Source organism: Methylobacterium guangdongense (assembly GCF_038442355.1).
GTDB classification, from domain to species: Bacteria; Pseudomonadota; Alphaproteobacteria; order Rhizobiales; family Beijerinckiaceae; genus Methylobacterium; species Methylobacterium guangdongense.
In genome coordinates, this window is record NZ_JBBXMX010000006.1 from 72,100 (window position 1) to 94,624 (window position 22,525).

Sequence of the window (22,525 nt, forward strand, 5' to 3'; positions counted from 1 at the left end):
CCTTAGACCACGTGCGGCCGTTCGGGAGGCGGTCCTGCGTTCGCGCATGGGTGGGCCAGGCAGGGCGACGCGCGGGGACCGATCTGCCAAGCCGGACGCGGGCGCGATCGATCCTGATGACGAGGGCGCGCTGCCGGCAACCTCGCAGGCGGCCGATTCGTGAAGGGTGCCTGACGAGCCCCACGTCGACACGTCTTCGACCCCGGCCTGCGAGGTCGACGTCGCGCTTCGCCACGGCGGCCCGAAACTCTCCGATCAGCCGGCCAAGTCCGGTAGCATCGGGATTATGGGTCGGGATTTATATGGAAAAGATTCTTCGCTAACCCATTGTTGTCACTAACTTATTTTCCGCAGAAAATAAGTGGTGGTGCGGACAGTCGGATGCGAAGCCGTCTCCGTAACGAATTTCCCTGGTGGCCCGGAAATTACAGGGAACAGCTTTGGAAAAGCGCGCTTCGGACGCATCCTGGCCTGCGACATCGCAGCCAATGCAGGAGCTTAGCGCCATTTTCCCTACAAGCGCGAACAGGGAGGCGAAACGGCGTGAGCAGGGAAGTGCGAGAAGCGATCAGGGTGCGAGATTTGCGGGATCTCGATCGCCTGGGAATGGCAGTTTACCAAAAGCGGACCGGCCGCTTCGCGCCCATCCCGGTCATTCGTCGATAAGCGCCGTTCGTCGCATGAGCGGACATTGCCTGTAGCGGCGTGAGCGCTCTCTGGCGGGAGAAAATCGTCGCCGCCAAATGGCGATCAACGGGAACAATCGCCTTCGTCTCGCCGAAAGTTCGGCAACCAGTACTCTTGTAGCTTATCAGCAAATTCAAGATACAAAGGCGACCGTTAATCTTCAAATCGACTGCGAAAAGCCAGCACCGTGCCTGTATCGACCCGTCGCGTCTTCCTGTCCGGCGCTCTCGCCATGAGCATGGGATCGGCTCGTGCCGCGCAGGCGCCGCTGCGGATCGTTGCGTCCTCGGTACCCCATACCGAAATCCTGGAATTCGTGACCGAGAAATTCGGTCCCGAGATGCCGCTGAAGATCATCGAAATTTCTGGTGATTTCCGTCCGAATGCCCTGCTCCGTGACGGGGACGCCGATGCGAACTTCTTCCAGCACGTGCCCTTCCTGCGATCGGAGGAGGCCTCGATGGGGATGCGCTTTGCCGTCGTCGCAGCGGTGCATATCGAGCCGCTGGGCTTGTACAGCCGCCGGGCCAAGTCCCTGGCGGATGTGCCGGCTGGCGGGATCGTTTCTCTCTCGAACAGCGTCTCCAACACGAGCCGTGGGCTCTTGCTGTTGCAGGCCAATGGGCTGATCCGGCTGCGCTCCAAGGAGCCCGGCATCGACCTCACCCTGGACGATGTCGTGGAGAACTCGAGGAAGTTCCGTTTCGTCGAGATCGCACCCCCGCAATTGCCGCGCTCCCTCGATGACGTGGCGCTCGCGGTGATCAACGGCAATTACGCGCTGGAAGGCGGGTTAGAACCCGCTCGCGACGCGCTGGCCCTCGAAAGGGCCGAGGGCAACCCGTATGCGAATGTCCTCGTCACGACGGAGGGCCTGGCCAAGGACCCTCGCGTGTTGCGTCTTGCCGCGTTGCTGACTTCGGCCGAGGTCGCTGCCTTCATCCGCACCCGCTACCGCGGCTCGGTCATCCCCGTCCGCCCGATCTGACCGGTGCCGGGTGGCTGAGGCCACCGTCTTCCCTCCCGACCTGACCACGCTGCCCCGGCCTTTCCCGCGGCGGCAGACCGGAGACCACCACCGATGCGTTTCCTGAAGACCCTCGCCATCGCCTTGCTCTGCACAGGTGCGCTGGCGGCCCACGGGCAGGCCGGGGCCGAGACCCTGAAGATCGGCACCGTGCCGGGCGCCTACAGCGACGCCATCACTGCGGCCGCCAAGGAGGCCAAGGATCAGGGCATCGACGTGAAGGTCATCGAATTCAGCGACTGGACGACGCCCAACGTTGCCCTCGATGCGGGCGACATTGACCTGAACTTCTATCAGCACCGGCCCTTCATGGAGAACGCCTCCAAGCAGAAGGGCTACCGGTTCGACATCGTCGGAATCGGCATCCTGCAGAATATCGGACTGTTCTCGCTCAAGCATAAGAGCTTCGACCAGATTCCGGCGGGTGGGAAGGTCGCCATCGCCAACGATCCGGTCAATCAGGGACGTGGCCTGCTGCTGTTGCAGAAGGCCGGGCTCATCAAGCTGAAGGACGGTGTCGGCTTCCTCGGCACTGTCGACGACATCACCGAGAACCCCAAGAAGCTGAAATTCACCGAGGTCGAGGGCCCCCAACTCGTGCGGATCACCGGCGATGTCGACCTCGCCCAGGGCTACCCGCACTTCATCGTGGCGGCCGGGACCTTCGATCCGACGAGCGGGCTCATCTACTCCGGCATTGAGGACAAGCTGTTCGCGGTGAGCTTCGTCACCAAGGAGTCACGCAAGGACGATCCGACGATCAAAAAGTTCGTGCAGATCTTCCAGAACTCCGAGGCGGTCAAACAGCAGATTCACAAATCCTTCGCCGGGAGCGATAAGCTCTACCTGCTCGCATGGCAGAAGTGACGATGGTCGGTTTGGCTCTGGATGGTTTCGGCGCAGTATCTCCGGCCGCGTCGATCGCAGTCGGTCCGCAGGCGCTTTCCGCCGCCCAAACGATCGCGGGCACTGGGGGCACTGGAACAGTGCGGTTCGATCGCGTCTGCAAGACGTATCGTTCGGCCGGGGGCGAGGTTCGAGCCCTCGACGACGTGAGCCTCGACATCCCGCCCGGGGCGATCTTCGGCATCATCGGCCGCTCCGGCGCGGGGAAGTCCACGTTGCTCCGAACCGTCAACCGGCTGGAGGAACCCAGTTCCGGCCGGGTGCTCGTCGATGGGGAGCCGATCGCCGCCCTCGGCACGGATGGCCTCGTCGGCCTGCGCCGCCGCATCGGCATGATATTCCAGCACTTCAACCTGCTCTCGGCCAAGACCGTGCGGCAGAATGTGGCCCTGCCGCTCACGGTGGCGGGCGTGGAGAAGCGCGAGATCGCCCGGCGGGTGGAGGAGGCGTTGCGCCTCGTCGGCCTGGAAGGCAAGGCGGAGACGTATCCGTCGCGCCTGTCCGGCGGCCAGAAGCAGCGGGTCGGCATCGCCCGTGCCCTGGTGAGCGATCCGGAGATCCTGCTCTGCGACGAGGCGACCTCGGCGCTGGACCCGGAGACTACCCTGTCGATCCTGGGCCTCCTGCGGGACATCAACCGGCGGCTCGGGCTCACCATCATCCTCATCACCCACGAGATGAGTGTGATCCGCGAGATCTGCACCGACGTCGTGGTGCTGGAGGCTGGCAAGGTCGCGGAAGCCGGGCCGGTCTGGCGGGTCTTCGGCGCACCGGAGCACCCGGCGACGCGGGCGCTGCTCGCGCCCCTCACCCGCGACGTGCCGGACGATCTGGCCGCGCGGCTGAGGCCGCACTCGGTGCCAGGCGGGATGGCCGTCCTGCGGATCACCTATTCCGGTGCGATGCCGCCCGACCTCTCGGCTCTCGTCGCGGCGACGGGCGGAGCTGTGAACCTCCTGCAGGCGGGCGTCGAGCGCATCCAGGGGCATGCGGTCGGCGGGATGCTCGTCGCCGTGGGGGGCCCGGACGCGGAAGCCCGGCTGAGGGCCATCGGACAGGATGTCGAAGGGATCGGCTATGTCGCCGCAGATGATTGACCGCCTCTGGCAGGCGGCCTTCGACACGCTGTTCATGGTCGGCGTCTCGGCGGGGATCGCGGTCCTCGCGGGCATCCCGCTGGCGCTGTTCCTCGTCACCTCCGGTCTCGGCGGCATCTTCCCCGCGCCGCGGGCCAACCGCCTCGTCGGCCTGGTCGTGAACGGCTTCCGGGCCGTGCCCTTCATCGTGCTGCTGGTGGCGCTGATCCCCTTCACCCGGCTCGTGGTCGGCACCACGATCGGCGTCTGGGCGGCCATCGTCCCGCTCGCGGTGAGTGCGACACCGTTCTTCGCACGGATCGCCGAGGTATCCCTGCGGGAAGTCGATCCCGGCCTCATCGAGGCGGCGCAATCCATCGGATGCCGCCGCCGCCACATCCTGCTCCACGTCCTGTTGCCGGAGGCCCTGCCGGGCATCGTCGGCGGCTTCACCATCACCGTCGTCTCGATGATCGGCGCCTCGGCGGTGGCTGGTGCTGTCGGGGCGGGTGGGCTCGGCGACGTGGCGATCCGCTACGGCTACCAGCGCTTCGACACCACCGTCATGTCGGTGGTGATCGCGATCCTGATCGTCCTCGTCTGCCTCGTGCAGTTTACGGGCGACACCGTGGTGCGGAGGCTGCGCGCGCGATGACGTCCCCCCGAAAGCAGATCCGGCTGAACGCGTTCAACATGAACTGCGTCGGCCACATCAATCACGGCCTGTGGACCCATCCGCGCGACCGCTCCGGCGAGTACAACACGCTGCGCTACTGGACCGATCAGGCGAAGCTCCTGGAACGCGGCCTGTTCGACGGACTGTTCATCGCCGACATCCTCGGCGTCTACGACATCTACGGCGGCGGCATAGACGTGACGGCGCGGGAAGCCGTGCAGCTGCCCGTGAACGACCCGACGCTCATCGTCCCGGCCATGGCGGCGGTGACGGAGCATCTCGGCTTCGGCATCACGCTCAACGTCTTCGCGGAGGCGCCCTACACCTTCGCCCGGCGGATCTCGACGCTGGACCACCTTACCGGCGGCCGGGTCGGCTGGAACATCGTCACCGGCTATCTGGAGAGCGCCCATCGCGGGCGAGGCGAGGCGCTTCCCGCCCATGACCGGCGCTATGACTATGCCGACGAGTATCTGGAGGTGCTCTACAAGCTCTGGGAGGGAAGCTGGGACGACGATGCCGCCCGCCGCGACCGCGAGGCGCGGGTGTTCAGCGATCCGGACAAGATCCGCTCCATCTCCCACCGTGGCGAGTTCCTGGCGGTGGACGGCTATCACCTCTGCGAGCCTTCGCCCCAGCGGACGCCCGTCCTTTATCAGGCGGGCGCCTCCGGCCGGGGCCGGGCCTTCGCCGGGCGCCACGCCGAATGCGTGTTCATCTCGGCGCGGGACAAGCCCTCCGCCCGCGAGGCCGTCCGCGCGATCCGCGCCGAGGCGGTTGCCGCCGGGCGAGACGCGCAGGACGTAAAGGTGTTCATCGGCATCGCCGCCATCCCCGGCCGCACCCGCGCCGAGGCCGAGGACAAGCGCGACGAGTATCTGCGCTACGCTAGCGCCGAGGCGGGGCTCGCGCACTTTTCCGCCTCCACCGGCATCGATTTCGCCCGCTACGGTCTCGACGAGGCGATCCCCTACGCGCCGGGCAACGCGATCCAGTCCGCCACGGCGGCGGCTGCGAAGCGGGGGCTGACCAAGCGCGACCTGCTGGAGGAGATGGGCCTGGGCGGGCGTTACGCCGTGCTTACCGGCGACGCGACCACTATCGCAGACGAGCTTCAATCCTGGGTCGAGGAAGGGGAGGTGGATGGGTTCAACCTCAGCCGCATCGTCGTCCCGGAGAGCTTTTCGGACTTCATCGACCTCGTGATCCCCGAGCTTCAGGACCGGGGCCTGTACAAGACCGCCTACGCGCCCGGCTCCCTCCGCGGGAAGCTCTTCGGCGAGGGGAATCGCCTTCCCGCCCGCCATGCCGCCAACGCATTCCGGCACGCGAGCGGTCCCACTTCGGTGTGATGGACGAGAAAATTCCCTGGATCGCCGGATCGAGAAAATACTCGCTTATCATACGTTATAACAATAGTTTCGAATGCTTTTGACGGCGGATCGAACGGCTGCATAAATATCCGCAGCTGATCACGCCAGATTTTTCCGAAAAAGCACCGCTGAACTCTGTCAGGTTTAGTGAAATAAATCGCTCTCATCGATCCTGATCTTGCCAGGGCAATCGCCTCATTCGCCTCCGTCGTTGCGCGTGGGTGGGGCACGCGCCGACGGCTGCAGAGCTTCCCTCGTCATCGTTTGCACCCAAAGGAGCCTTCGCCGTGACCACGACAAGACGCCGCGTCGCCAACCTTCTCGGATTCCTGGCTTTGGGCCTCTCCCTGGGAACCGGTGCCCTGGCGCAGACCGCCCCGAAGGAGTTGAAGATCGGCTATCAGAAGGTCGGCCTCGTCGTCGTCGCCCGTCAGCAGGGACTGATCGAGAAGCAGCTGGCACCGCAGGGCGTTGCCGTGCGCTGGGTCGAGTTCCAGGCGGGGCCGCCCCTGCTGGAAGCACTGAACGCTGGCGGCATCGATTTCGGCTATACTGGGGACGCTCCGCCCATCTTCTCCCAGGCGGCCGGAGGCAATCTCGTCTATGTCGGCGCGGCGGCACCGACCCGCGACGGCGAGGCCATCCTGGTCAAGGCGAATTCGACGATCCGGTCGGTGGCCGACCTGAAGGGCAAGACCGTCGCCGTGGGGCGCGGGACGAGCAGCCACAACCTCCTCATCGCCGCCCTGGAGAAGGCGGGCCTGAGCTTCTCCGACATCAAGCCGGCTTACCTGCTGCCCTCCGATGCCGGCTCGGCCTTCGCAAACGATAGCGTCGACGCCTGGGTGATCTGGGACCCTTATCTCGCCCTGGCGCAATCGCGCGGCGATACGCGCGTGCTCGCGACCACCGGGCAGACCCACGACGTCTCGTCCTTCTTTCTCGCCAACCGGACCTTCGCCGAGAAGAATCCAGGCCTCATCGCTGGCGCCCTGTCGGGCCTGACCGAGGCAGCGGGCTGGGCGCGGACGCATCGCGACGAGGTCGCGCAGTCGCTCGCCTCCGTCACGGGTGTTCCCTACCCCGTCCAGAAGGTCGCCGCCGACCGGACGGAGTTCGCCGTCCGCCCGCTTTCGGACGAGATCCTGACCGCCCAGCAGACCACCGCTGACCGGTTCTTCCGGCTCGGCCTGATTCCCCGCCCCATCAAGGTGCGGGACATCGTGTGGTCCCCGCCGAGGACCTGAGGGCCGCCTCGACAATCCATCCACCCGCCATCCCCCCCGCAGAGGAGTCTTCTCGATGAGTGCTGTCCTCCATTCGCTCCACCCCGCCGCGACCGTCCTGGACATCCGCCGCGTCGCCGGGCGTATCGGTGCAGAGATCCGCGGCGTCGCGCTCTCCGGCGACCTCGACGCCGCGACGGTCGCGGCGATCCGGCAGGCGCTGGTTCGGCACAAGGTGGTCTTCTTCCGCGACCAGACCCTGGACGAGGCCGGTCACGAAGCCTTCGGGCGGCTGCTCGGCGATCTCGTCCCGCACCCGACTGTGCCCTCCCTCGACGGCACGGCGGGCACCCTCGACATCGACGGCAGCCGGGGCGAGCGTGCCAGCTCCTGGCACACCGACGTGACCTTCGTGCCTAACTATCCGGCGATCTCGATCCTCCGTGCGGTGACGCTTCCGGCTTATGGCGGCGATACGCTCTGGGCCAACACGGAAGCCGCCTATGCCGAATTGCCGGAGGCCCTGCGCGACCTCGCCGACCGGCTCTGGGCCGTGCACTCGAACGTCTACGACTACGTCGGCGGGCGCGTGAACGTGTCCGATGCCGGACGGCGGCGGTACGACGAGGTGTTCACCCGCACCGTCCACGAGACCGAGCACCCCTTGGTTCATGTCCACCCGGAAAGCGGCGAGCGCTCGCTGATCGTCGGACATTTCATCCAGAGGATCCTCGGCCTGACGACCTCGGATTCGCAGCACCTGCTCGCGATCTTTAACGATCACGCGACGCGGCCCGAGAACACCGTCCGATGGTCCTGGCGGCAGGGTGACGTGGCGATCTGGGACAACCGAGCGACGGTTCACCGCGCCGTGGACGACTATGACGACGAACCGCGTGTGGTGCGGCGCGTGACGATCCAGGGTGTCGCTCCGGTCAGCACGGATGGGCGCCGCAGCCGGGCCCGCGAGACGCAGGCCGGTAAGGCCGCCTGAGACCCCGCTCCGGCGCGAGGGTTCAGCAAGGACGCAATCATGCAGCGGCGGCGGGCCTGGCTCGCCGCGGCTTTGCCGGACGCGCAATCACGCCGAGAGACGTCACGGCGTCGGCGCGGACCCTTCGGCCCGCACCGGCCGACACTCAGGGCTTCACATCCGGCCTGGGGTCCGGGACGAAACCGTCGCGGTTCGGCATGCGGACGGCCGCGAGCGAGTGCGCGTCGAACACGGCGTCCTCGGGCGCGAGCCCGTTCAGGTGCAGGACGTAGCCCGAGACGGCGTAGACGTCGTCGTCGCTGAGCGATTGCGGCGCGTTCATCGGCATCGCCCGGCGGATGTAGTCGAACAGCGTCGGCGCGTAGGGCCAGAAGCTGCCGACCGTCTTCACAGGCTTGGCGGTGGCAAGTGTTCCCTGTCCGCCCACGAGCCGCTCGCCCGTGCCGCCTTCACCCCGGCTGCCGTGGCAGGAGGCGCATTGGGCCTCGAACACCGTGCGGCCATGGGCGACGCTGCCGTGGCCCGGCGGAAGCTTCCGGCCGTCGCGGTCGATGTCGATGTTCCAGGCCGCGATTTCGGCCTCTGTCGCCGGCCGGCCGATTCTGAAGCGCTCCGCGCCGTGAGCCGCGCCGCCGATGCCGAACGCGCAGAACGCGGCGGCGAGCGCCTGGACGTTACGCGTAGCCATTGGCGACCTCCCCGTCCGCCGCGATGCGCCAGGGCACCACCGCGTTGTTGTGGTAGAAGGACTTGAGGCCCCGCACCGCCGTCAAATCCTCGAAGCTCGGCTGTACGTAGCCGGTGTCGTCGATGGCCCGGCTCGCAATGGTCGTCGGCTGGCCGTCCCAGGTCCAGGGCAGGCGGAAGCGGGTCAGCGCCCGGTTCAGCACCGGCTCCTGCAGGGCGGCGTCCCGCCAGCTCCTGCCCCCGTCCGTCGTGACCTGCACGGCACGGATGCGACCACGCCCGGTCCAGGCGATGCCGGTGATCTCGTGGAAGCCGGGAGCGATCCGCTGCGTGCCAGAGGGCCGGGTAATGATCGACTTCGCCTCCATGACGAAGGTGAATTGGCGGGCCGTACCGTCCGGCATCAGGTCCGTGTACTTGGCGGTCTCCTCGCGGGAATAGGCCGGCTCCGCGCTGACGTTGAGGCGGCGCAGCCACTTCACGCTCATGTTGCCCTCGAAGCCGGGCAGGAAGACGCGCAGCGGGTAGCCCTGCTGCGGGCGCAGCCGCTCGCCGTTCTGGCTGTAGACCAGCAAAGCGTCGTCGAGGCATTTCTCGATCGGGATGCTGCGGGTCATCGCGGCAGCATCCGCGCCCTCTGCCACGACCCATTGCGCCTCCGGCTTCAGCCCGGCCTCCCGGAGGACCGTCGCGAGGCGCACGCCCGTCCACTCGGCGCAGCTGACGAGCCCGACGAGGTCGGAGGCCGTCTTGCCTTTGATCGCCTCGAAGCCCGGATTGCCCGAGCATTCGAGGAAGTGGATGTGCGATTCGCTCGGGAAGCGCCGGATGTCCTCTATGGTCAGGACGAGGGGCCGCTCCACCAGACCGTGGATCAGGAGCCGGTGCCGGGCCGGGTCGATGTCCGGGATGCCGCCGTGGTGGCGCTCGTAGAACAGGCCGTTCGGCGTGAGGATGCCGTCGAGATCTTGCAGAGGGGTGCGGGTGGAGGCCGAGGTGTACTGCTTGAGACCCTTCGGGATGTTGCGGATGATCCCCGCCTCGAAGCGTGAGGGCGTGCCGTAGGGCTGGCCGCCGGTATCGGCGCCGGGCGCCTTCATCCAGTCTGAAACGCCCGGTGGCGCCGCCTGCTCAGCGCGGGCGCCGCCTGCGACCGCGCCGACGGCCGCGGCCGTCCCCTGGACGAGGAAGCGCCGCCGGGCCGGGATCGTTGTGCCGTCGTCGTTCATCGCCTCACCTCACGCCGAGCCGACGCGGTACTGCCGGGGGGGAGCCTCGCCGGAGATCGCGAAGGTGCCGACGCTGCGATCCCGGTAGATGCGCGGGTTGTGGGAGGCGATCGTGCGGGCGTTGCGCCAGTACCGGTCGAGCCCGGCGCTGACCTTCACCGCCGAGGCGCCGAGCGCGTCGAACAGGCTCGTCGTCGCGTTCAGGATCAGGTCGGTGACCACGCTCACCGCTTGGTTGACCTCGACGTCGGCGAGCGTCGCCTGCCGCTCCGCGTCCGGTGACCCGCCCCGGTGTGCGTCGTGGACTCTTTGCAACGCCTCGGCGGCCTTCAGCACGATGGCGCCCGCCGCGTAGGCGTTGGCCCGCACCCGCCCGACGACGGCCTGGATCTGAGGGTCGTCGGCCGTGCGCCCGGCATTGCCGTGGCTGTAGACGCGGGTCCGCTCGGCGACGAGCCGGGCCACGTCGTCCGCCGCCGCCCGGCCGATGCCGGCGAGCGTTGCGAGATGCACCAGCTGGAAGAACGCCATGGCGTAGGGGAAGCGGGCCGGATCCGGCTTGATCAGCGCGGGGTCGAGGGCCACGCCCTCGAAGGTGGCGGTGCCGCTGGCGGTGAGCGCCTGCCCGAACCCGTCCCAATCGTCCACGATGGTGACGCCCGGCGCGCGCACCGGCACGGCCGCCGTCATCGGCCCGCCGGCCTCGTCGTCGGCGGAGAGGTGGATATAGTCCGCGAAGAGCGAGCCGGTGGTGTAGAACTTCCGCCCCTCGACCACGGGCTTGCCGTCGCGCCGCCGCACCACCGTGTCGAAGGCGCCGACCTTGGCGGGCCCGGTCTCCGAGACACCGCTCCCGATCGTCTCGCCCGCGCCGATCCGCGCGATCCAGGCCGCCTGCCACTCGGGCGAGGACGAGCAGAGCGCGTCCTCGGTGAAGCCGAAATGCGCCCTCAGCGCATTGGTGACGTTCGAATCGGCCGCCGACAATTCGATCAGCAAGGCGAAGAGTTCCGGCAGGCTGGCGCCGTGGCCGCCCTGCTCCGGCGAGAGCCGCAGGGTGGTGAAGTTCGCCTCCCGCAGCCAGCCAATCTCGGCATGCGGCAGGCGGCGCTCCCGGTCCCGCTCGACGGCGGTGGCACGGATCTCGGCGAAGACCGGGCGGAATCGCTCCGCGAGGGTCTCATACCCTGCGCTCGGCCCCGCACCCCAGCCCGCATCCGTCTGCGACATGGCTTCGACTTCCCGATTGTCTGGCATCGCCCCAGGGGCGTTGGCCAGAGGAATCCGCGAGCCGCCCCCCGATCGCAACCCGGATTCCATGCCGGATCTCCACTTTGGGAGCGAGTACTCGTGATGAAGCTGCCAAGAGAATTTTGACTTTGCGATAGAGCCTCGATGTGGAAGCGCGTTCCTTTCAGTGAATGGCGCAACTTATGTTGACGGATTGACTGGCGCGACGCGGCGAAAGGAAGACATGTTCGGTAAATTGCATTCCATGGAATGCGCTTCCCCCTTCACCCGATAATTCGAAAACGCGTTTCATTGATTCGCCGCGCCTTGCCGGCCTTCAATGCATGCGCCGAGTAGGCCCCCGTGCCCCGGCGCCCACCCACCGCTCTTCCCTGCCATTCGCGAGCACCCGATGACCGACGACACGATGGGCCGGTTCGGCCCCTCCCGCCGCGCCTTGTTGCGGGGCGGGCTCGGCGGAGCGGCCGCCCTCGCGCTCGGCGCTCCGGCCGTCCGCGCGGCGCCCCACGAGGTGAAGATCAGCATGCAGCGCTCGTCGGTGCTGTTCACCGTGCTCAAGGTGAAGGGCACCCTGGCCGAACGCTTGGCCCCGCTCGGCTTCACCCCGACCTGGCACCTGTTCACCAGCGTGATCGAGCCGATGAACGCGGGCGCCGTCGACATCCATGCCGATGTGGCCGACGCGGTGCCGATATTCACCCAGTCCGCCAAGGCGCCCCTGACCTTCTACGCCCGCGAGCGGGGGGCGCCCTCGGCCGAGGCGATCATCGTGCCGGCGGACTCGCCGATCCGCTCCGTCGCCGATTTGAGGGGCAAGACGGTCGGCGTCTCGCGGGGTTCGGGGAGCCACTATGTGCTGGCCGCCGCGCTCAAGCGCGCCGGCCTAACCCTCGCCGACATCAAGCCCGCCTATCTGCAGGCGCCGGAGGGGGCCGTGGCCTTCGATCAGGGCGCCCTCGATGCGTGGTCGATCTGGGATCCGTTCCTGGCCTTCGCCGAGGCCAAGCGCCCGGTGCGGGTCATCGCGGACGGCACGGGGCTGACGACCTACCACCGCTATTACCTCGTCAACGACAGCTTCGTGGCCGCGCATCCGGAGGTGGTGGCGACCGTCTACCGTGCCCTCGTCGAGGCCGGAGCCTGGATGAAGGCCAACCCGGAGGAGGCCGTGGCGCTGCTGGCGCCAATCTGGGGCGATCTGCCCCCGGCCGTCGTGGCCGCCGCCAATAGCCGCCGGACCTACGCGGTGGAACCGGTGGAGCGATCGCAGCTCGGCGAGCAGCAGGCCATCGCCGACGTGTTCTACGAGGCGAAGCTCATCCCCCGCCGGATCGACGCTACCGACGTGCCGATCTTCACGATCCCCTCAGGCCGGGGCTGAGGCCATGGCGAGCGTTCCCCGCTTCGGCATCTGGGCCGCCGTCCACGGCTCCCGTGCCTCCCACCACGATCCCGACGAGCCGGACGACGCCTCGTGGGAGCGCAACCGCGCCCTCGTGCTGGAGGCGGAGGCACTCGGCTTCGATTCGGTGCTGGTCGCCCAGCACACGATGAATCCCTACGACCCGCAGCGTGACCAGCTCGAAGCCTGGACCGGCGCGGCCGCGCTCGCGGCGCTGACGAAGCGGATCGAGATCATCGCGGCGATCAAGCCGGGGCTCTATCACCCGGTGGTGCTCGCCAAGATGGCCCTTCAGATCGAGCATATCAGCGGCGGGCGCTTCGCCCTCAACCTCGTGAATGCCTGGAACAAGGCCGAGTTCGAGCGCGCCGGCCTGCCCTTCCCGGCCCATGACGACCGCTACGCCTATGGGCGCGAGTGGATTGGCCTCGTGGATAGGCTGATGCGCGGCGAGCGCGTGACCTATCGGGGCGAACACTTCCGGACGGAGGATTATCAGCTCCGCCCCGCTGGCACGTTACGGCCACGGCCGACGATCTATCTCGGCGGCGAATCCGAACCCGCCCGGGCGCTCGCCGCCGACCACGCCGATGTCTGGTTCATCAACGGACAGCCGCTCGCGGACGTCGCGGCGCTGATCGCCGACGTCGCCCGGCGCCCGGCCGCCAATGGGCCCCTGCGCTACGGCCTCTCGGCCTTCGTGATCGCCCGGGACACCGACGCGGAGGCGGAAGCCGAGCACGCCCGGCTCCTCGCCCTCGCCCATCGCGACGCGGATCTGCGCGCCGACACCCGCGCCCGCACGGACACGGCAAGCGTGATGTTCGCCAAGACCGACGCGGCTTCCTCCCGCCATGTCGGGACCAACGGCGGCACGGCGGCCGGGCTGGTGGGCAGCTACGCGACGGTCGCCGAGCGGATCCGCGCCTTCCATGCCGCCGGCATCGCGCTGTTCATGCTGCAGTTCCAGCCCTTCGAGGCGGAGATGCGCCGCTTCGCCGAGCAGGTCATCCCCCGCATCCGCTGAACCTGAGACCTTCGATGAGCGGCCGCCAATTGCACCTCAACGTCAACCTGCTGCATTCGGGGGTCTACCCGTCCGCGTGGCGGCTGCCGGAGAGCCGGCCAGACGCCTTCATCGACATCGACCATGTCGTGCGCGTCGCCCGCATCGCCGAGCGCGGCAAGCTCGACGCGATCTTCCTCGCCGACACGCCGGCCATCAACGACCGGATCGATTACCGCCCGTTCAACGCCCTCGAACCGACCGTCGTGCTGGCGGCCGTCGCTGCCGTGACGAGCCATGTCGGCCTCGTGGCCACCGCCTCGACGACCTACAACGAGCCCTACAATCTCGCCCGGCGCTTCGCGAGCCTCGACCTCGTGAGCCGGGGCCGGGCCGGCTGGAACGTGGTGACGACGGCGGATGCCGCCGCTGGCCGCAATTTCGGCTTCGCGGGCGCCTCGGAACACGGGGCCCGCTACGCCCGCGCCCGTGAATTCACCGAGCTCGTCCATGCCCTGTGGGACAGCTGGGAGGACGATGCCTTCGTCGGCGACAAGGCGAGCGGCCGGTTCGTTGACACGGCGAAGGTCCACGCGGTCGACCATTGCGGCGCGCACTACACCGTCGCGGGGCCGCTTACCGTGCCACGCAGCCCGCAGGGGCGCCCCGTCACCTTTCAGGCCGGCGGCTCCGAGGATGGACGCGAACTCGCCGCCGCCACCGCCGACGCGGTGTTCTCCCTGGCCCAGACCATCGAGGACGGCGTGGCCTATGCCCGGGATCTGCGGGCGCGGGCGGCGCGCTACGGGCGCCCCCCGGACGCGCTGGTCATCCTGCCGGGCCTCGCCACGGTGATCGGCTCCACCGAGGCCGAGGCGCGGCGGCGGCAGGACGAACTCTGGGATCTCGTGCCGGTGGAGTACAGCCTCGCCCGGCTCGCCGGCACGCTGCGGATCGACCCGGCCCGGCTCGACCTCGACAAGCCCCTGCCCGACCCGCTGCCCCTGCCGCCTGACGCCAACCACACGATGTTCCTCGGGACCGTCGCCCTCGCGCGACGGGACAAGCTGACCGTGCGCCAGCTCCTGCGGGCGCTCGGCGGCGGCGTCGGCCACCGCATCGTCGTCGGCACGCCGGAGGCCATCGCCGACGACATCGAGGCGTGGTTCCGGGCCGGCGCGGCGGACGGCTTCAACCTGATGCCGGATGTCCTGCCGGAGGGGCTGGAGACCTTCGTGGACGCGGTCGTGCCGATCCTCCGGCGCAGGGGGTTGTTCCGGCGGGACTATGCCGGGGCGACCCTGCGTGACCACCTCGGGCTGGCGCGGCCGGCCAGCCGCTACGCCGCGACCGGCCGCTCGCTTTCGGCGTGAGCGGAGCGCCCGGAGGCGTTGCCAGGCGAGGCCGGGAAGCGACCCTTGCCAAAACGAGTTCGATCAATAAATATATAGATACAACAATGGCTTAGTGAAGATCATGCTTCTATTTGGGCCAGCTGCGACTGAAACCTTCTCCTCCGACCATGACGAGGCGGAAGGGTATTTTCCGGGGTGGCCGACAGGGCCGTGGACCAGGAATCGGAGCGGTCTTCGGCGGCGCGCGGAGGAGGAGTCCATGGCGGCATCGGCCATCAGACGGGGAGACGAAGTGGTGTTCGAGCGCCTCGATCTCGCGGAAGCCCTCGGGATCTGGCGGCACGCCAGGGGCCGGATCGTCGGCATCCATGGCCACGGTGGGCGCCCAGCCACCGTCGATGTCGCCTTCGAGGGGCACGAGCTCCTCGAAGGTTACCTGCCGGACCTGTTCCGGCGGGTGCATTGATCGCCGCCACCGTGACCGCCGCCCTCGCCACCCTCCAGCCGCCCCTCAGGGCGATCAGCCGCAGCACCGCCGAGACCGAGGTCTGGGCGGAGTTGCGCGCCGAGGCGGAGGCCGCCCTGATTGAGGAGCCGCTCTACGCGGGCATCATCCAGGCGACGATCCTCGACCAGCGCACTCTCGCCCAGGCCCTCGCCTACCGCCTCGCCCACCGGCTGGGCGACGGCGACCTCGCCCGCCTGTCGATGCGCGACCTGTGCCTTTCCGCCTTCGAGGCGGATCCGGAGGCAGGTGCCCATGCGGTGCGCGACCTCGTCGCCATCCGCGAGCGCGACCCGACCTGTCGCCGCTTCCTGGATCCGTTCCTGTTCTACAAGGGCTTCGCTGCGCTGGAAGCCTACCGAGTGGCGCACTGGCTCTGGCATCAGAGCCGGGCGACGCTGGCGCTGCATGTCCAGAGCCGCATCTCCGAGGTGTTCGGCTGTGACATCCACCCGGCCGCCCGGATCGGCTCGGGGGTCTTCATCGACCACGCCACCGGGGTGGTGATCGGTGAGACCACGGTGGTGGCCGACGACGTGTCGATCCTCCAATCGGTGACGCTCGGCGGCAACGGCAAGGAAAGCGGCGACCGGCACCCGAAGATCGCCCGCGGCGTGCTGCTCAGCGTCGGCGCCAAGGTGCTCGGCAACGTCCGCGTCGGCGAGGGCGCCAAGATCGGCGCCGCCGCCGTGGTGCTCAGCGACGTGCCCGCCCACACCACCGTCGCGGGCGTCCCGGCCCGCGTCGTCTCGCGCCTGCGCGCCGACGAGGATCCCGCGCTCAGCATGGATCAGTCCTTCGGCTTCGGGGACGGGATCTGACCGGGCGCGAGAAAAATCCTTCCCTTGAAACGATGTCGTCGTGGTTCTGCCATCAGACCGCGATGTGAGAGAATGAATTTCTCCAAAACCCGCCCAGGCCGCAGACGACGTTCTGCGTTGAGTCAAAAAATTGGATCGATATTCCAAGATTGACTGAGATATAGAAGATCTTCCTGTTGACCGCAGACTGAACACCGGCATAGTCAAGCATCGCTGGCAAGACTCAAGGCCGAGTCGCGCCATTTAGCGCCGAGCGGATGTAACTTCGCTCGTCAACACGAGATCCACCGGATCGCTTGCGGCTCTTGAGGCCCGCCCGGTCCACCGAACACTTGCGCCCGGTCCGCTTTTACTGCGCGACCGCCCGCTTCCACGCGGGCCGAAGCGGCGCGCCTGCTTACCTCTTGGAGACGAACGACGATGAGCGGACCGGGTTTGAGCGTCAGCGCCACGGCGGCACGCAACCTCGCGACGGCGACCGTCACCTCGGTCCAGAACGCGGCGAATACCCCGCGGTGGCTCCTGCGCCTCCTGCCCTTCGTCGATGTCGCGGGCGGCGTCTACCGGGTGAACCGCCGCGCCGTGGTGCTCGCCAAGGGCGGCCGGATCGACCTCGCCACCGAGGACAAGGGCCGCACCATTCGCCCCGATTCGCTGCGCTCCGTGCCGCTGTTCAGCCGCCTGGGCGATGCCGAGCTCGCGAGCCTCGCGGGCAAGTTCAAGGAGAGCCGCCACGCGGCCGGCGACGTCATCCGCGAGGAGGGCGCCGCCGAGCGCAACCTCGTCGTGGTCGCCGACGGCACCGTCGAGCTGACCCTGTCCGGCCCCTACAAGGGCCGCCTGCGCCAGGGGCTCGCCACCAAGGGCGACTATTTCGGCGACGGCGACCTCCTCGACGAGGGCGCGCCGGTTCCGGCGGTGAAGGCGCTCTCGGCCGTCACGCTGCTGACCCTCGACCGCTCGGCGCTGGACGACGAGAGCATCCGCTCGCGCATCGGCCAGTATCGCGAGGAGCGCGACCGGCTGAAGGGCCACACCAATTCCTACGGCGAGCAGGGTATCGAGCTCCTGGCCGTCCATACCGGCGAGCCACGGCTGCCGACGACCTTCGTCGATTACGAGATCGACCCGCGCGAGTACCACCTCTCCACCATCCAGACGATCCTCAACACCCATACCCGCGTCACCGATCTCTACTCGAACGAGATCGATCAGCTGCGCGAGCAGATCCGCCTCACCGTGGATGCGGTGAAGGAGCGGGAGGAATGGGAGCTTCTGAACAACTCCCAGTTCGGCCTCCTCAACGAGGTGACGGGCCGCCAGCGCATCCCGACCCGGGGCGGCCCGCCCACCCCGGACGACCTCGACGAGCTGCTGACGCTGGTGTGGAAGAAGCCCGCCTTCTTCGTCGCCCATCCCCGCGCCATCGCCGCCTTCGGCCGCGAGGCGACCCGCCGGGGCGTGCCGCCGGTGGTGGTGCATCTGTTCGGCGCCCCGTTCCTCACGTGGCGCGGCGTGCCGCTGGTGCCGAGCGACAAGCTGCCGATCGACAGCGACCCGGTGACGGGCGCCCAGACCACCTCCATCCTGCTGCTGCGCGTCGGCGAGCCCGAGCAGGGCGTCGTCGGGCTTCAGAAGTCCGGCGTGACCGGCGAGATCGAGCCCGGCCTGTCGGTGCGCTACATGGGCACCAACGACCATTCCATCGCCTCGCACCTCGTGACCCGCTACTTCTCGGCCGCCGTGCTGGTCGAGGACGCCATCGCCCGTCTCGATAACGTGCTGCTCGGCAACTACCATGACTATGCGTGAGGTGCCGGTGTCCGGTTTCTCCACGAGGACGACGGGCGAGCTCGCCCAAATCACTCCGCATGCGGATCTCGTCGGGCGCCTCGCCCGCGAGATCTACGGGCAAGGTCAGGCGGCGAGCCAGCCCTTCGCCCCGGCGCTGCCGGCGGGCCCACAGGTGCCGCAGGCCCTCGACGGCCTGCCGCAGGGCTTTGGCGGCGCGCCGCTGCCGAGCGGCTCTGTGGGGACGCCCTCGGCTCCGGCCGGGGGGCTGCCCGCCGGGTTTCAGCCGGACCTTTCGGCCCTCGGCGCCCGCTCCTTCGGGGCGCCGCCGGTCGGTGTGCCGGGCCTGAGCGGTCCGACGGTGCCGAACCTCGCCCCGGCGAGCCCGGCTTTCGCTGACATCGGCGCGGTCCCGCCGGTCCACCCGGCGAGCCCCCGACCGGTCCTGCCGGACTTCTCGTTCCCGAGTATCCTCTCGCTCGCGGCGGCGCTCCCCGGCGGCCCGGAGCTGCACCGGCAGATCGCGGCGGATCATCCCCGCGCCAACGCCTTCGCCCATGCGCTGGCCCCGCACCTCGTGCCGGCCGACCCGTCGAAGGCGGGTGTGGACGAGGCGCAGGAGAGTTTCCGAAAGACCAGCCGCCTGTCGCGGGCGCCGGAACCGACGCCGTCCAACCGGTCGGACTACTACTTCCTGAACCTCGGCCCCGGCCCGGCGCGCAAGGCCCCGGCGAGCCCCCGCGTCGAGCCGACCCGCTCACCCGGTCCCGCACCGCGCGCGCTGTCGCACGGGTCGAGCCCGGTGGCGGCGCCCTTCGACGTGGAGCGCGTTCGAAAAGACTTCCCGGCGCTGCACCAGAGCGTCAACGGCCACCCGCTGGTCTGGCTCGACAACGCCGCGACGACCCACAAGCCGCAGGCCGTGATCGACGCGACCTCCGAGTTCTACGCCCGGCACAACTCGAACATCCACCGGGCCGCCCATACCCTGGCGGCGCGCTCGACCGACCTGTTCGAGGGCGGGCGCGAGGCCGTGCGCCGCTTCCTCAACGCGCCGACCAAGGACGACATCGTCTTCCTGCGGGGCACGACGGAGGCGATCAACCTCGTGGCCGCCTCCTATGGCGGGGCGAATATCGGGCCGGGCGACGAGATCATCCTCTCGATGATCGAGCACCACGCCAACATCGTGCCCTGGCAGCTCCTGGCGCAGCGCACGGGGGCGACAATCCGGGTCATCCCGGTGAACGACCGGGGCGAGATCATCTTCGAGCAATACGCGGCTTTGCTCTCGGGGCGGACGAAGATCGTCTCGGTGACCCACGTCGCCAACGCGCTCGGCACGGTAAACCCGATCCGCGAGATCATTGCGCTGGCCCATGCCTACGGCGTGCCCGTGCTGGTCGATGCGGCACAATCCTCGCCGCACATTCCCCTCGACGTGCAGGTGCTCGATGCCGATTTCCTCGTCTTCTCCGGCCACAAGGTGTTCGGGCCGACGGGGATCGGCGCCCTCTACGGCAAGAGCGCCCTGCTCGACGCGATGCCGCCCTGGCAGGGCGGCGGCCACATGATCGAAGACGTCACCTTCGCGAAGACCGTCTACAAGGGCGCACCGGAGAAGTTCGAGGCGGGCACTCCCGACATCGCGGGTGCCGTCGGCCTCGGGGCCGCCCTCGGTTACCTGGAGGGCATCGGCCTGCCGGCCATCGCGGCCTACGAGCATGACCTGCTGGAGTATGCGCAAGGAGGCCTCGCCGAGGTGAAGGGCCTGCGCATGATCGGCACGGCGCGGGAGAAGGCGAGCGTCATGTCCTTCACCGTCGAGGGCCAGGAGAACGAGGCGGTGGCCCACCATCTCGACGCCCACGGCATCGCCGTGCGCTCGGGCCACCACTGCGCCCTCCCCGCGCTCCGCCGCTTCGGGGTCGACCAGTCGGTGCGGGCGTCGCTGGCCTTCTACAACACCCGCGAGGACGTGGACGTGTTCCTGCGGGCGCTGCACATCCTGCCGCGGCATTGAGGACTCCGCGCCGGCCCGATGGGTCGGCGCGCAAGAAGCCAGGAACGGAGGACCACGACCTAAGTACTTTCGCTTACTTCGATAAAAGTTTCTTGGTCTGCTTTGGCATTAGAAAGCCTTGAAAGCGGACAGGCGGCTGACGGCCAATTCCAGCCCGCTGGAATGTGCCTTTGGATGACCGGGGTGGGTGGAATGCCGCCGGTCTGCTTCCAGTCGGTCGATCTATCTAAGCAGACATAGCTGTGGGGGTTGATTGCAAAACTTTTTCGGACGTGGTCGAGGCGCGTTCGTAGCTTTCCTGCCAGCCTATCCGAGATCGGTCCGCCTAACCTTCTAGGCCCAGAGCCGATCTACCGTCTGATCTGGGTTGAGCCGATGAAGAAAGTCGTCGATCGGCATCGGCTTGCCGACGTAATAGCCTTGCATGTAGCGGCAGCCCTGCCGACGGGCGGCGTCCAGCTGCTCGGCGGTCTCGATGCCTTCGGCTACTCCTTCGAGGCCAAGGTTGCGGCAGAGATCCAGGATGGTGGAGACGAGGCTGCAGCCGAGATCCGTATCGATGCCTGCCATGAAGCTGCGGTCGATCTTGATCTTGTCCAACGGCAGGCTGTGGACGTAGCCCAGGCTGGAATAGCCCGTGCCGAAATCGTCCAGGGCGATCTCGATACCCAGGGCTCGCAGCATGCGAATGGCGGCTTTGGCCTGATCGAAGTCGCGCATGAGCGCCGTCTCCGTCAGTTCCAGCGTCAACCGGTGGGGATCGAAACCGCTCGCGCGCACGGCGGCCAGGATTGCCAGCACGGTCTCGGGCGAGGCCAGATCTTGGGCCGACAGATTGAAGGACAAGCCGATCCCGGGCGGCAGCCGGGTGCCGTCGGCGAGTGCCTTGCGGAGAAGGAGGAGCGTCATGTCGTGGATCAGGCCGCACCGCTCCGCTGCGGCGATGAACCGGTCCGGGGACACGCGGCCGAGCTGCGGGCTGGTCCAGCGCGCGAGGCCCTCTACGAAGGCAATCTTGCCCGTGTTCGTATCGAGGATCGGTTGGTAATGCATCGTCATCTCGGCGGAGAGGTCAGCCGTTCGCAGGGCGGTCTCCACGATCTGCTTCGCCCGGATGGCATCCTCGTGCTCCTGTGAGAACAGGATCGTCTTTCCCCGATGATGCTCTTTCGAATGGTAGAGCGCGTAGTCGGCGCGATCGAACAGCGCGTCCGCATCGCGCCCGGTGACCTGACCGGCTGGCTTTGGGCCGGGCTGATTGAAAGGATCAGTCAGGACCAAAGGAGTCGGACATGCGGCGAGGTCAGAAGACGGGTGCGGAGCAGGTCGTGTTGAAGCTGCGCCAGATCGAGGTGCAGACAGCCCAGGGCAAGAGTTTGGCCCTAGCCTGCAAGGAGGCCGAAATTTCCGAGCAAAGCTACTATCGCTGGCGCAAGGAATACGGCGGCCTGCAGATCGACCAAGCGCGCCGGATGAAGGATCTTGAGCGTGAGAACGCGCGATTGCGGCGGCTCGTGGCTGATCTGTCCTTGGAGAAGCAAGTGCTGGCGGATGTCGCCTCGGGAAACTTGTAGCCCCCGAACGACGCAGGCGGGCGGTCGACGGCATCCGAGAAAAGTATGGTCTCTCGGAACGTCACGCCTGCCGGATCGTCGGCCAGCACCGCGGCACGCAGCGCTACGTGCCGACCGTGCCGGCCGATGAGGATGCGCTGACCCGCGCCATCATAACCTTGGCGTCCGAGTATGGACGTTACGGCTACCGCCGCGTCACCGCGCTGCTGCAGGCAGCGGGGTGGCAGGTGGGCAAGGATCGGGTCCAGCGCATCTGGCGTCGCGAGGGGCTAAAAGTCCCCAGCCGACATAAGCCCCGCAGCCGCCTGTGGCTGAACGACGGCTCGGGCAAACGCCTGCGCCCGCTCCACCGCAACCACGTCTGGAGCTTCGACTTCGTGCAGGCCCAGACCCACGACGGCCGGAGCCTGCGCATCCTGACGCTGATCGACGACCTCACCCTGAGCTTGTCGAAGGGACAGCCGGACCTGCTTGGCGCTGAAGGTGGCGCGGCGCATCAACAGCCTCGGCGTGATCGAGGCTTTGGCCGATGCGATGTGCCTGCACGGCATCCCGGAGAACATCCGCTGCGACAATGGCCCAGAGATGATCTCGAAGGCGCTGCGCAAATGGGTCGCCAAAGCTGGCTCACAGATCCAGTATATCGCGCCAGGATCCCCGTGGGAGAACGGGTACTGCGAAAGCTTCAACGGCAAGCTTCGGGACGAGTGCCTGTGCCAGGAGATCTTCTACTCGCTGAAGGAGGCGCAGATCGTGATCGGTCTATGGCAAACCACGTACAATTGCGTCCGACCGCATTCGTCGCTGGGCTATCGGCCGCCCGCGCCCGTCAGCTACCCGGATCTGGCCTTCCGGCTACCCATGGCCGCGACCATGCAGTAGCCTCTCAATCGGCTCGGTCCAAAATACCGGTCAG

Annotated in this window: 17 protein-coding genes and 2 pseudogenes; 15 read left to right on the forward strand and 4 right to left on the reverse strand. The window is 67.9% G+C overall.

What is annotated here, in order from left to right; genetic code table 11:
- Positions 1–919: 919 nt before the first annotated feature.
- The 7 genes from AAHG09_RS13775 to AAHG09_RS13805 all read left to right on the forward strand — a co-directional run bounded on the left by AAHG09_RS13775 (position 920) and on the right by AAHG09_RS13805 (position 7,965).
- The gene (locus AAHG09_RS13775) at positions 920–1,675 is read left to right on the forward strand and encodes a MetQ/NlpA family ABC transporter substrate-binding protein (protein ID WP_342107873.1); all 756 of its coding nucleotides are present in this window, start codon (positions 920–922) and stop codon (positions 1,673–1,675) included.
- A 93-nt stretch (positions 1,676–1,768) separates the two neighbouring features.
- Positions 1,769–2,581, forward strand: coding sequence for a MetQ/NlpA family ABC transporter substrate-binding protein (locus tag AAHG09_RS13780; RefSeq protein ID WP_342107874.1), 813 nt, complete (start codon positions 1,769–1,771; stop codon positions 2,579–2,581).
- 2 nt (positions 2,582–2,583) lie between these two features.
- Positions 2,584–3,717, forward strand: coding sequence for a methionine ABC transporter ATP-binding protein (locus AAHG09_RS13785; RefSeq protein ID WP_342107877.1), 1,134 nt, complete (start codon positions 2,584–2,586; stop codon positions 3,715–3,717).
- A complete protein-coding gene (locus tag AAHG09_RS13790) occupies positions 3,698–4,351 on the forward strand; it encodes a methionine ABC transporter permease (protein ID WP_342107878.1) in 654 nt (217 codons plus the stop codon). The genes AAHG09_RS13785 and AAHG09_RS13790 overlap by 20 nt, the downstream gene beginning before the upstream one ends.
- On the forward strand, positions 4,348–5,724 hold the full coding sequence (locus AAHG09_RS13795) for an LLM class flavin-dependent oxidoreductase (RefSeq protein WP_342107879.1): 1,377 nt from the start codon (positions 4,348–4,350) through the stop codon (positions 5,722–5,724). The genes AAHG09_RS13790 and AAHG09_RS13795 overlap by 4 nt, the downstream gene beginning before the upstream one ends.
- 308 nt (positions 5,725–6,032) lie before the next feature.
- A complete protein-coding gene (locus AAHG09_RS13800; RefSeq protein ID WP_342107880.1) occupies positions 6,033–6,992 on the forward strand; it encodes a sulfonate ABC transporter substrate-binding protein in 960 nt (319 codons plus the stop codon).
- Positions 6,993–7,047: 55 nt separating this feature from the next.
- On the forward strand, positions 7,048–7,965 hold the full coding sequence (locus AAHG09_RS13805) for a TauD/TfdA dioxygenase family protein (RefSeq protein ID WP_342107881.1): 918 nt from the start codon (positions 7,048–7,050) through the stop codon (positions 7,963–7,965).
- Between the two features lie 145 nt (positions 7,966–8,110).
- On the opposite strand, the gene AAHG09_RS13810 is transcribed toward AAHG09_RS13805, so the two are convergent.
- The 3 genes from AAHG09_RS13810 to AAHG09_RS13820 are packed head-to-tail and all read right to left on the reverse strand — an operon-like array spanning position 8,111 to position 11,111.
- Positions 8,111–8,653: a c-type cytochrome gene (locus AAHG09_RS13810; protein ID WP_342107882.1), complete on the reverse strand. Its 543-nt coding sequence runs from the start codon at positions 8,651–8,653 to the stop codon at positions 8,111–8,113.
- Entirely contained in the window at positions 8,640–9,881 is a 1,242-nt protein-coding gene (gene soxC, locus AAHG09_RS13815; RefSeq protein WP_342107883.1) for a sulfite dehydrogenase, read from the reverse strand. Before soxC ends, AAHG09_RS13810 begins: the two co-directional genes overlap by 14 nt.
- Before the next feature lie 9 nt (positions 9,882–9,890).
- Positions 9,891–11,111, reverse strand: coding sequence for an acyl-CoA dehydrogenase family protein (locus AAHG09_RS13820; RefSeq protein WP_342107885.1), 1,221 nt, complete (start codon positions 11,109–11,111; stop codon positions 9,891–9,893).
- Between the two features lie 412 nt (positions 11,112–11,523).
- On the opposite strand from AAHG09_RS13820, the gene AAHG09_RS13825 reads away from it, so the two are divergent.
- The 7 genes from AAHG09_RS13825 (at position 11,524) to AAHG09_RS13855 (ending at position 20,035) form a co-directional block, all read left to right on the forward strand.
- Positions 11,524–12,513 carry an ABC transporter substrate-binding protein gene (locus AAHG09_RS13825; RefSeq protein ID WP_342107886.1) on the forward strand — a complete coding sequence of 330 codons (990 nt, stop codon included), beginning with the start codon at positions 11,524–11,526 and terminating at the stop codon, positions 12,511–12,513.
- A gap of 4 nt (positions 12,514–12,517) precedes the next feature.
- Positions 12,518–13,561, forward strand: coding sequence for an LLM class flavin-dependent oxidoreductase (locus AAHG09_RS13830; protein WP_342107887.1), 1,044 nt, complete (start codon positions 12,518–12,520; stop codon positions 13,559–13,561).
- 14 nt (positions 13,562–13,575) lie between these two features.
- Complete coding sequence (locus AAHG09_RS13835; protein ID WP_342107890.1) at positions 13,576–14,913, forward strand: LLM class flavin-dependent oxidoreductase; 1,338 nt, start codon at positions 13,576–13,578, stop codon at positions 14,911–14,913.
- A 241-nt stretch (positions 14,914–15,154) separates the two neighbouring features.
- On the forward strand, positions 15,155–15,361 hold the full coding sequence (locus AAHG09_RS13840) for a hypothetical protein (RefSeq protein WP_243955192.1): 207 nt from the start codon (positions 15,155–15,157) through the stop codon (positions 15,359–15,361).
- Positions 15,362–15,372: 11 nt separating this feature from the next.
- A complete protein-coding gene (gene cysE / locus AAHG09_RS13845; RefSeq protein WP_342108150.1) occupies positions 15,373–16,221 on the forward strand; it encodes a serine O-acetyltransferase in 849 nt (282 codons plus the stop codon).
- Between the two features lie 420 nt (positions 16,222–16,641).
- Positions 16,642–18,033, forward strand: coding sequence for a family 2B encapsulin nanocompartment shell protein (locus tag AAHG09_RS13850; RefSeq protein WP_342107894.1), 1,392 nt, complete (start codon positions 16,642–16,644; stop codon positions 18,031–18,033).
- Positions 18,026–20,035, forward strand: coding sequence for a SufS family cysteine desulfurase (locus tag AAHG09_RS13855; protein WP_412760042.1), 2,010 nt, complete (start codon positions 18,026–18,028; stop codon positions 20,033–20,035). The genes AAHG09_RS13850 and AAHG09_RS13855 overlap by 8 nt, the downstream gene beginning before the upstream one ends.
- A gap of 333 nt (positions 20,036–20,368) precedes the next feature.
- Here the strand turns inward: AAHG09_RS13855 and AAHG09_RS13860 are convergent.
- A pseudogene (locus tag AAHG09_RS13860) lies at positions 20,369–21,259 on the reverse strand (putative bifunctional diguanylate cyclase/phosphodiesterase); the annotation flags it as partial.
- A gap of 68 nt (positions 21,260–21,327) precedes the next feature.
- Between AAHG09_RS13860 and AAHG09_RS13865 the strand changes: the two are divergent.
- Positions 21,328–22,491, forward strand: a pseudogene (locus AAHG09_RS13865) (IS3 family transposase).
- The last annotated feature ends 34 nt before the right edge of the window (positions 22,492–22,525 follow it).

Bases quoted from the DNA above. Each gene is read 5' to 3' on its own strand.
- AAHG09_RS13775 (WP_342107873.1), top strand. From the start codon at position 920: ATGAGCATGGGATCGGCTCGTGCCGCGCAGGCGCCGCTGCGGATCGTT.
- AAHG09_RS13780 (WP_342107874.1), top strand. From the start codon at position 1,769: ATGCGTTTCCTGAAGACCCTCGCCATCGCCTTGCTCTGCACAGGTGCG.
- AAHG09_RS13785 (WP_342107877.1), top strand. From the start codon at position 2,584: ATGGTCGGTTTGGCTCTGGATGGTTTCGGCGCAGTATCTCCGGCCGCG.
- AAHG09_RS13790 (WP_342107878.1), top strand. From the start codon at position 3,698: ATGTCGCCGCAGATGATTGACCGCCTCTGGCAGGCGGCCTTCGACACG.
- AAHG09_RS13795 (WP_342107879.1), top strand. From the start codon at position 4,348: ATGACGTCCCCCCGAAAGCAGATCCGGCTGAACGCGTTCAACATGAAC.
- AAHG09_RS13805 (WP_342107881.1), top strand. From the start codon at position 7,048: ATGAGTGCTGTCCTCCATTCGCTCCACCCCGCCGCGACCGTCCTGGAC.
- AAHG09_RS13810 (WP_342107882.1), bottom strand. From the start codon at position 8,653: ATGGCTACGCGTAACGTCCAGGCGCTCGCCGCCGCGTTCTGCGCGTTC.
- soxC (WP_342107883.1), bottom strand. From the start codon at position 9,881: ATGAACGACGACGGCACAACGATCCCGGCCCGGCGGCGCTTCCTCGTC.
- AAHG09_RS13820 (WP_342107885.1), bottom strand. From the start codon at position 11,111: ATGTCGCAGACGGATGCGGGCTGGGGTGCGGGGCCGAGCGCAGGGTAT.
- AAHG09_RS13825 (WP_342107886.1), top strand. From the start codon at position 11,524: ATGACCGACGACACGATGGGCCGGTTCGGCCCCTCCCGCCGCGCCTTG.
- AAHG09_RS13830 (WP_342107887.1), top strand. From the start codon at position 12,518: ATGGCGAGCGTTCCCCGCTTCGGCATCTGGGCCGCCGTCCACGGCTCC.
- AAHG09_RS13835 (WP_342107890.1), top strand. From the start codon at position 13,576: ATGAGCGGCCGCCAATTGCACCTCAACGTCAACCTGCTGCATTCGGGG.
- AAHG09_RS13840 (WP_243955192.1), top strand. From the start codon at position 15,155: ATGGCGGCATCGGCCATCAGACGGGGAGACGAAGTGGTGTTCGAGCGC.
- AAHG09_RS13850 (WP_342107894.1), top strand. From the start codon at position 16,642: ATGAGCGGACCGGGTTTGAGCGTCAGCGCCACGGCGGCACGCAACCTC.
- AAHG09_RS13855 (WP_412760042.1), top strand. From the start codon at position 18,026: ATGCGTGAGGTGCCGGTGTCCGGTTTCTCCACGAGGACGACGGGCGAG.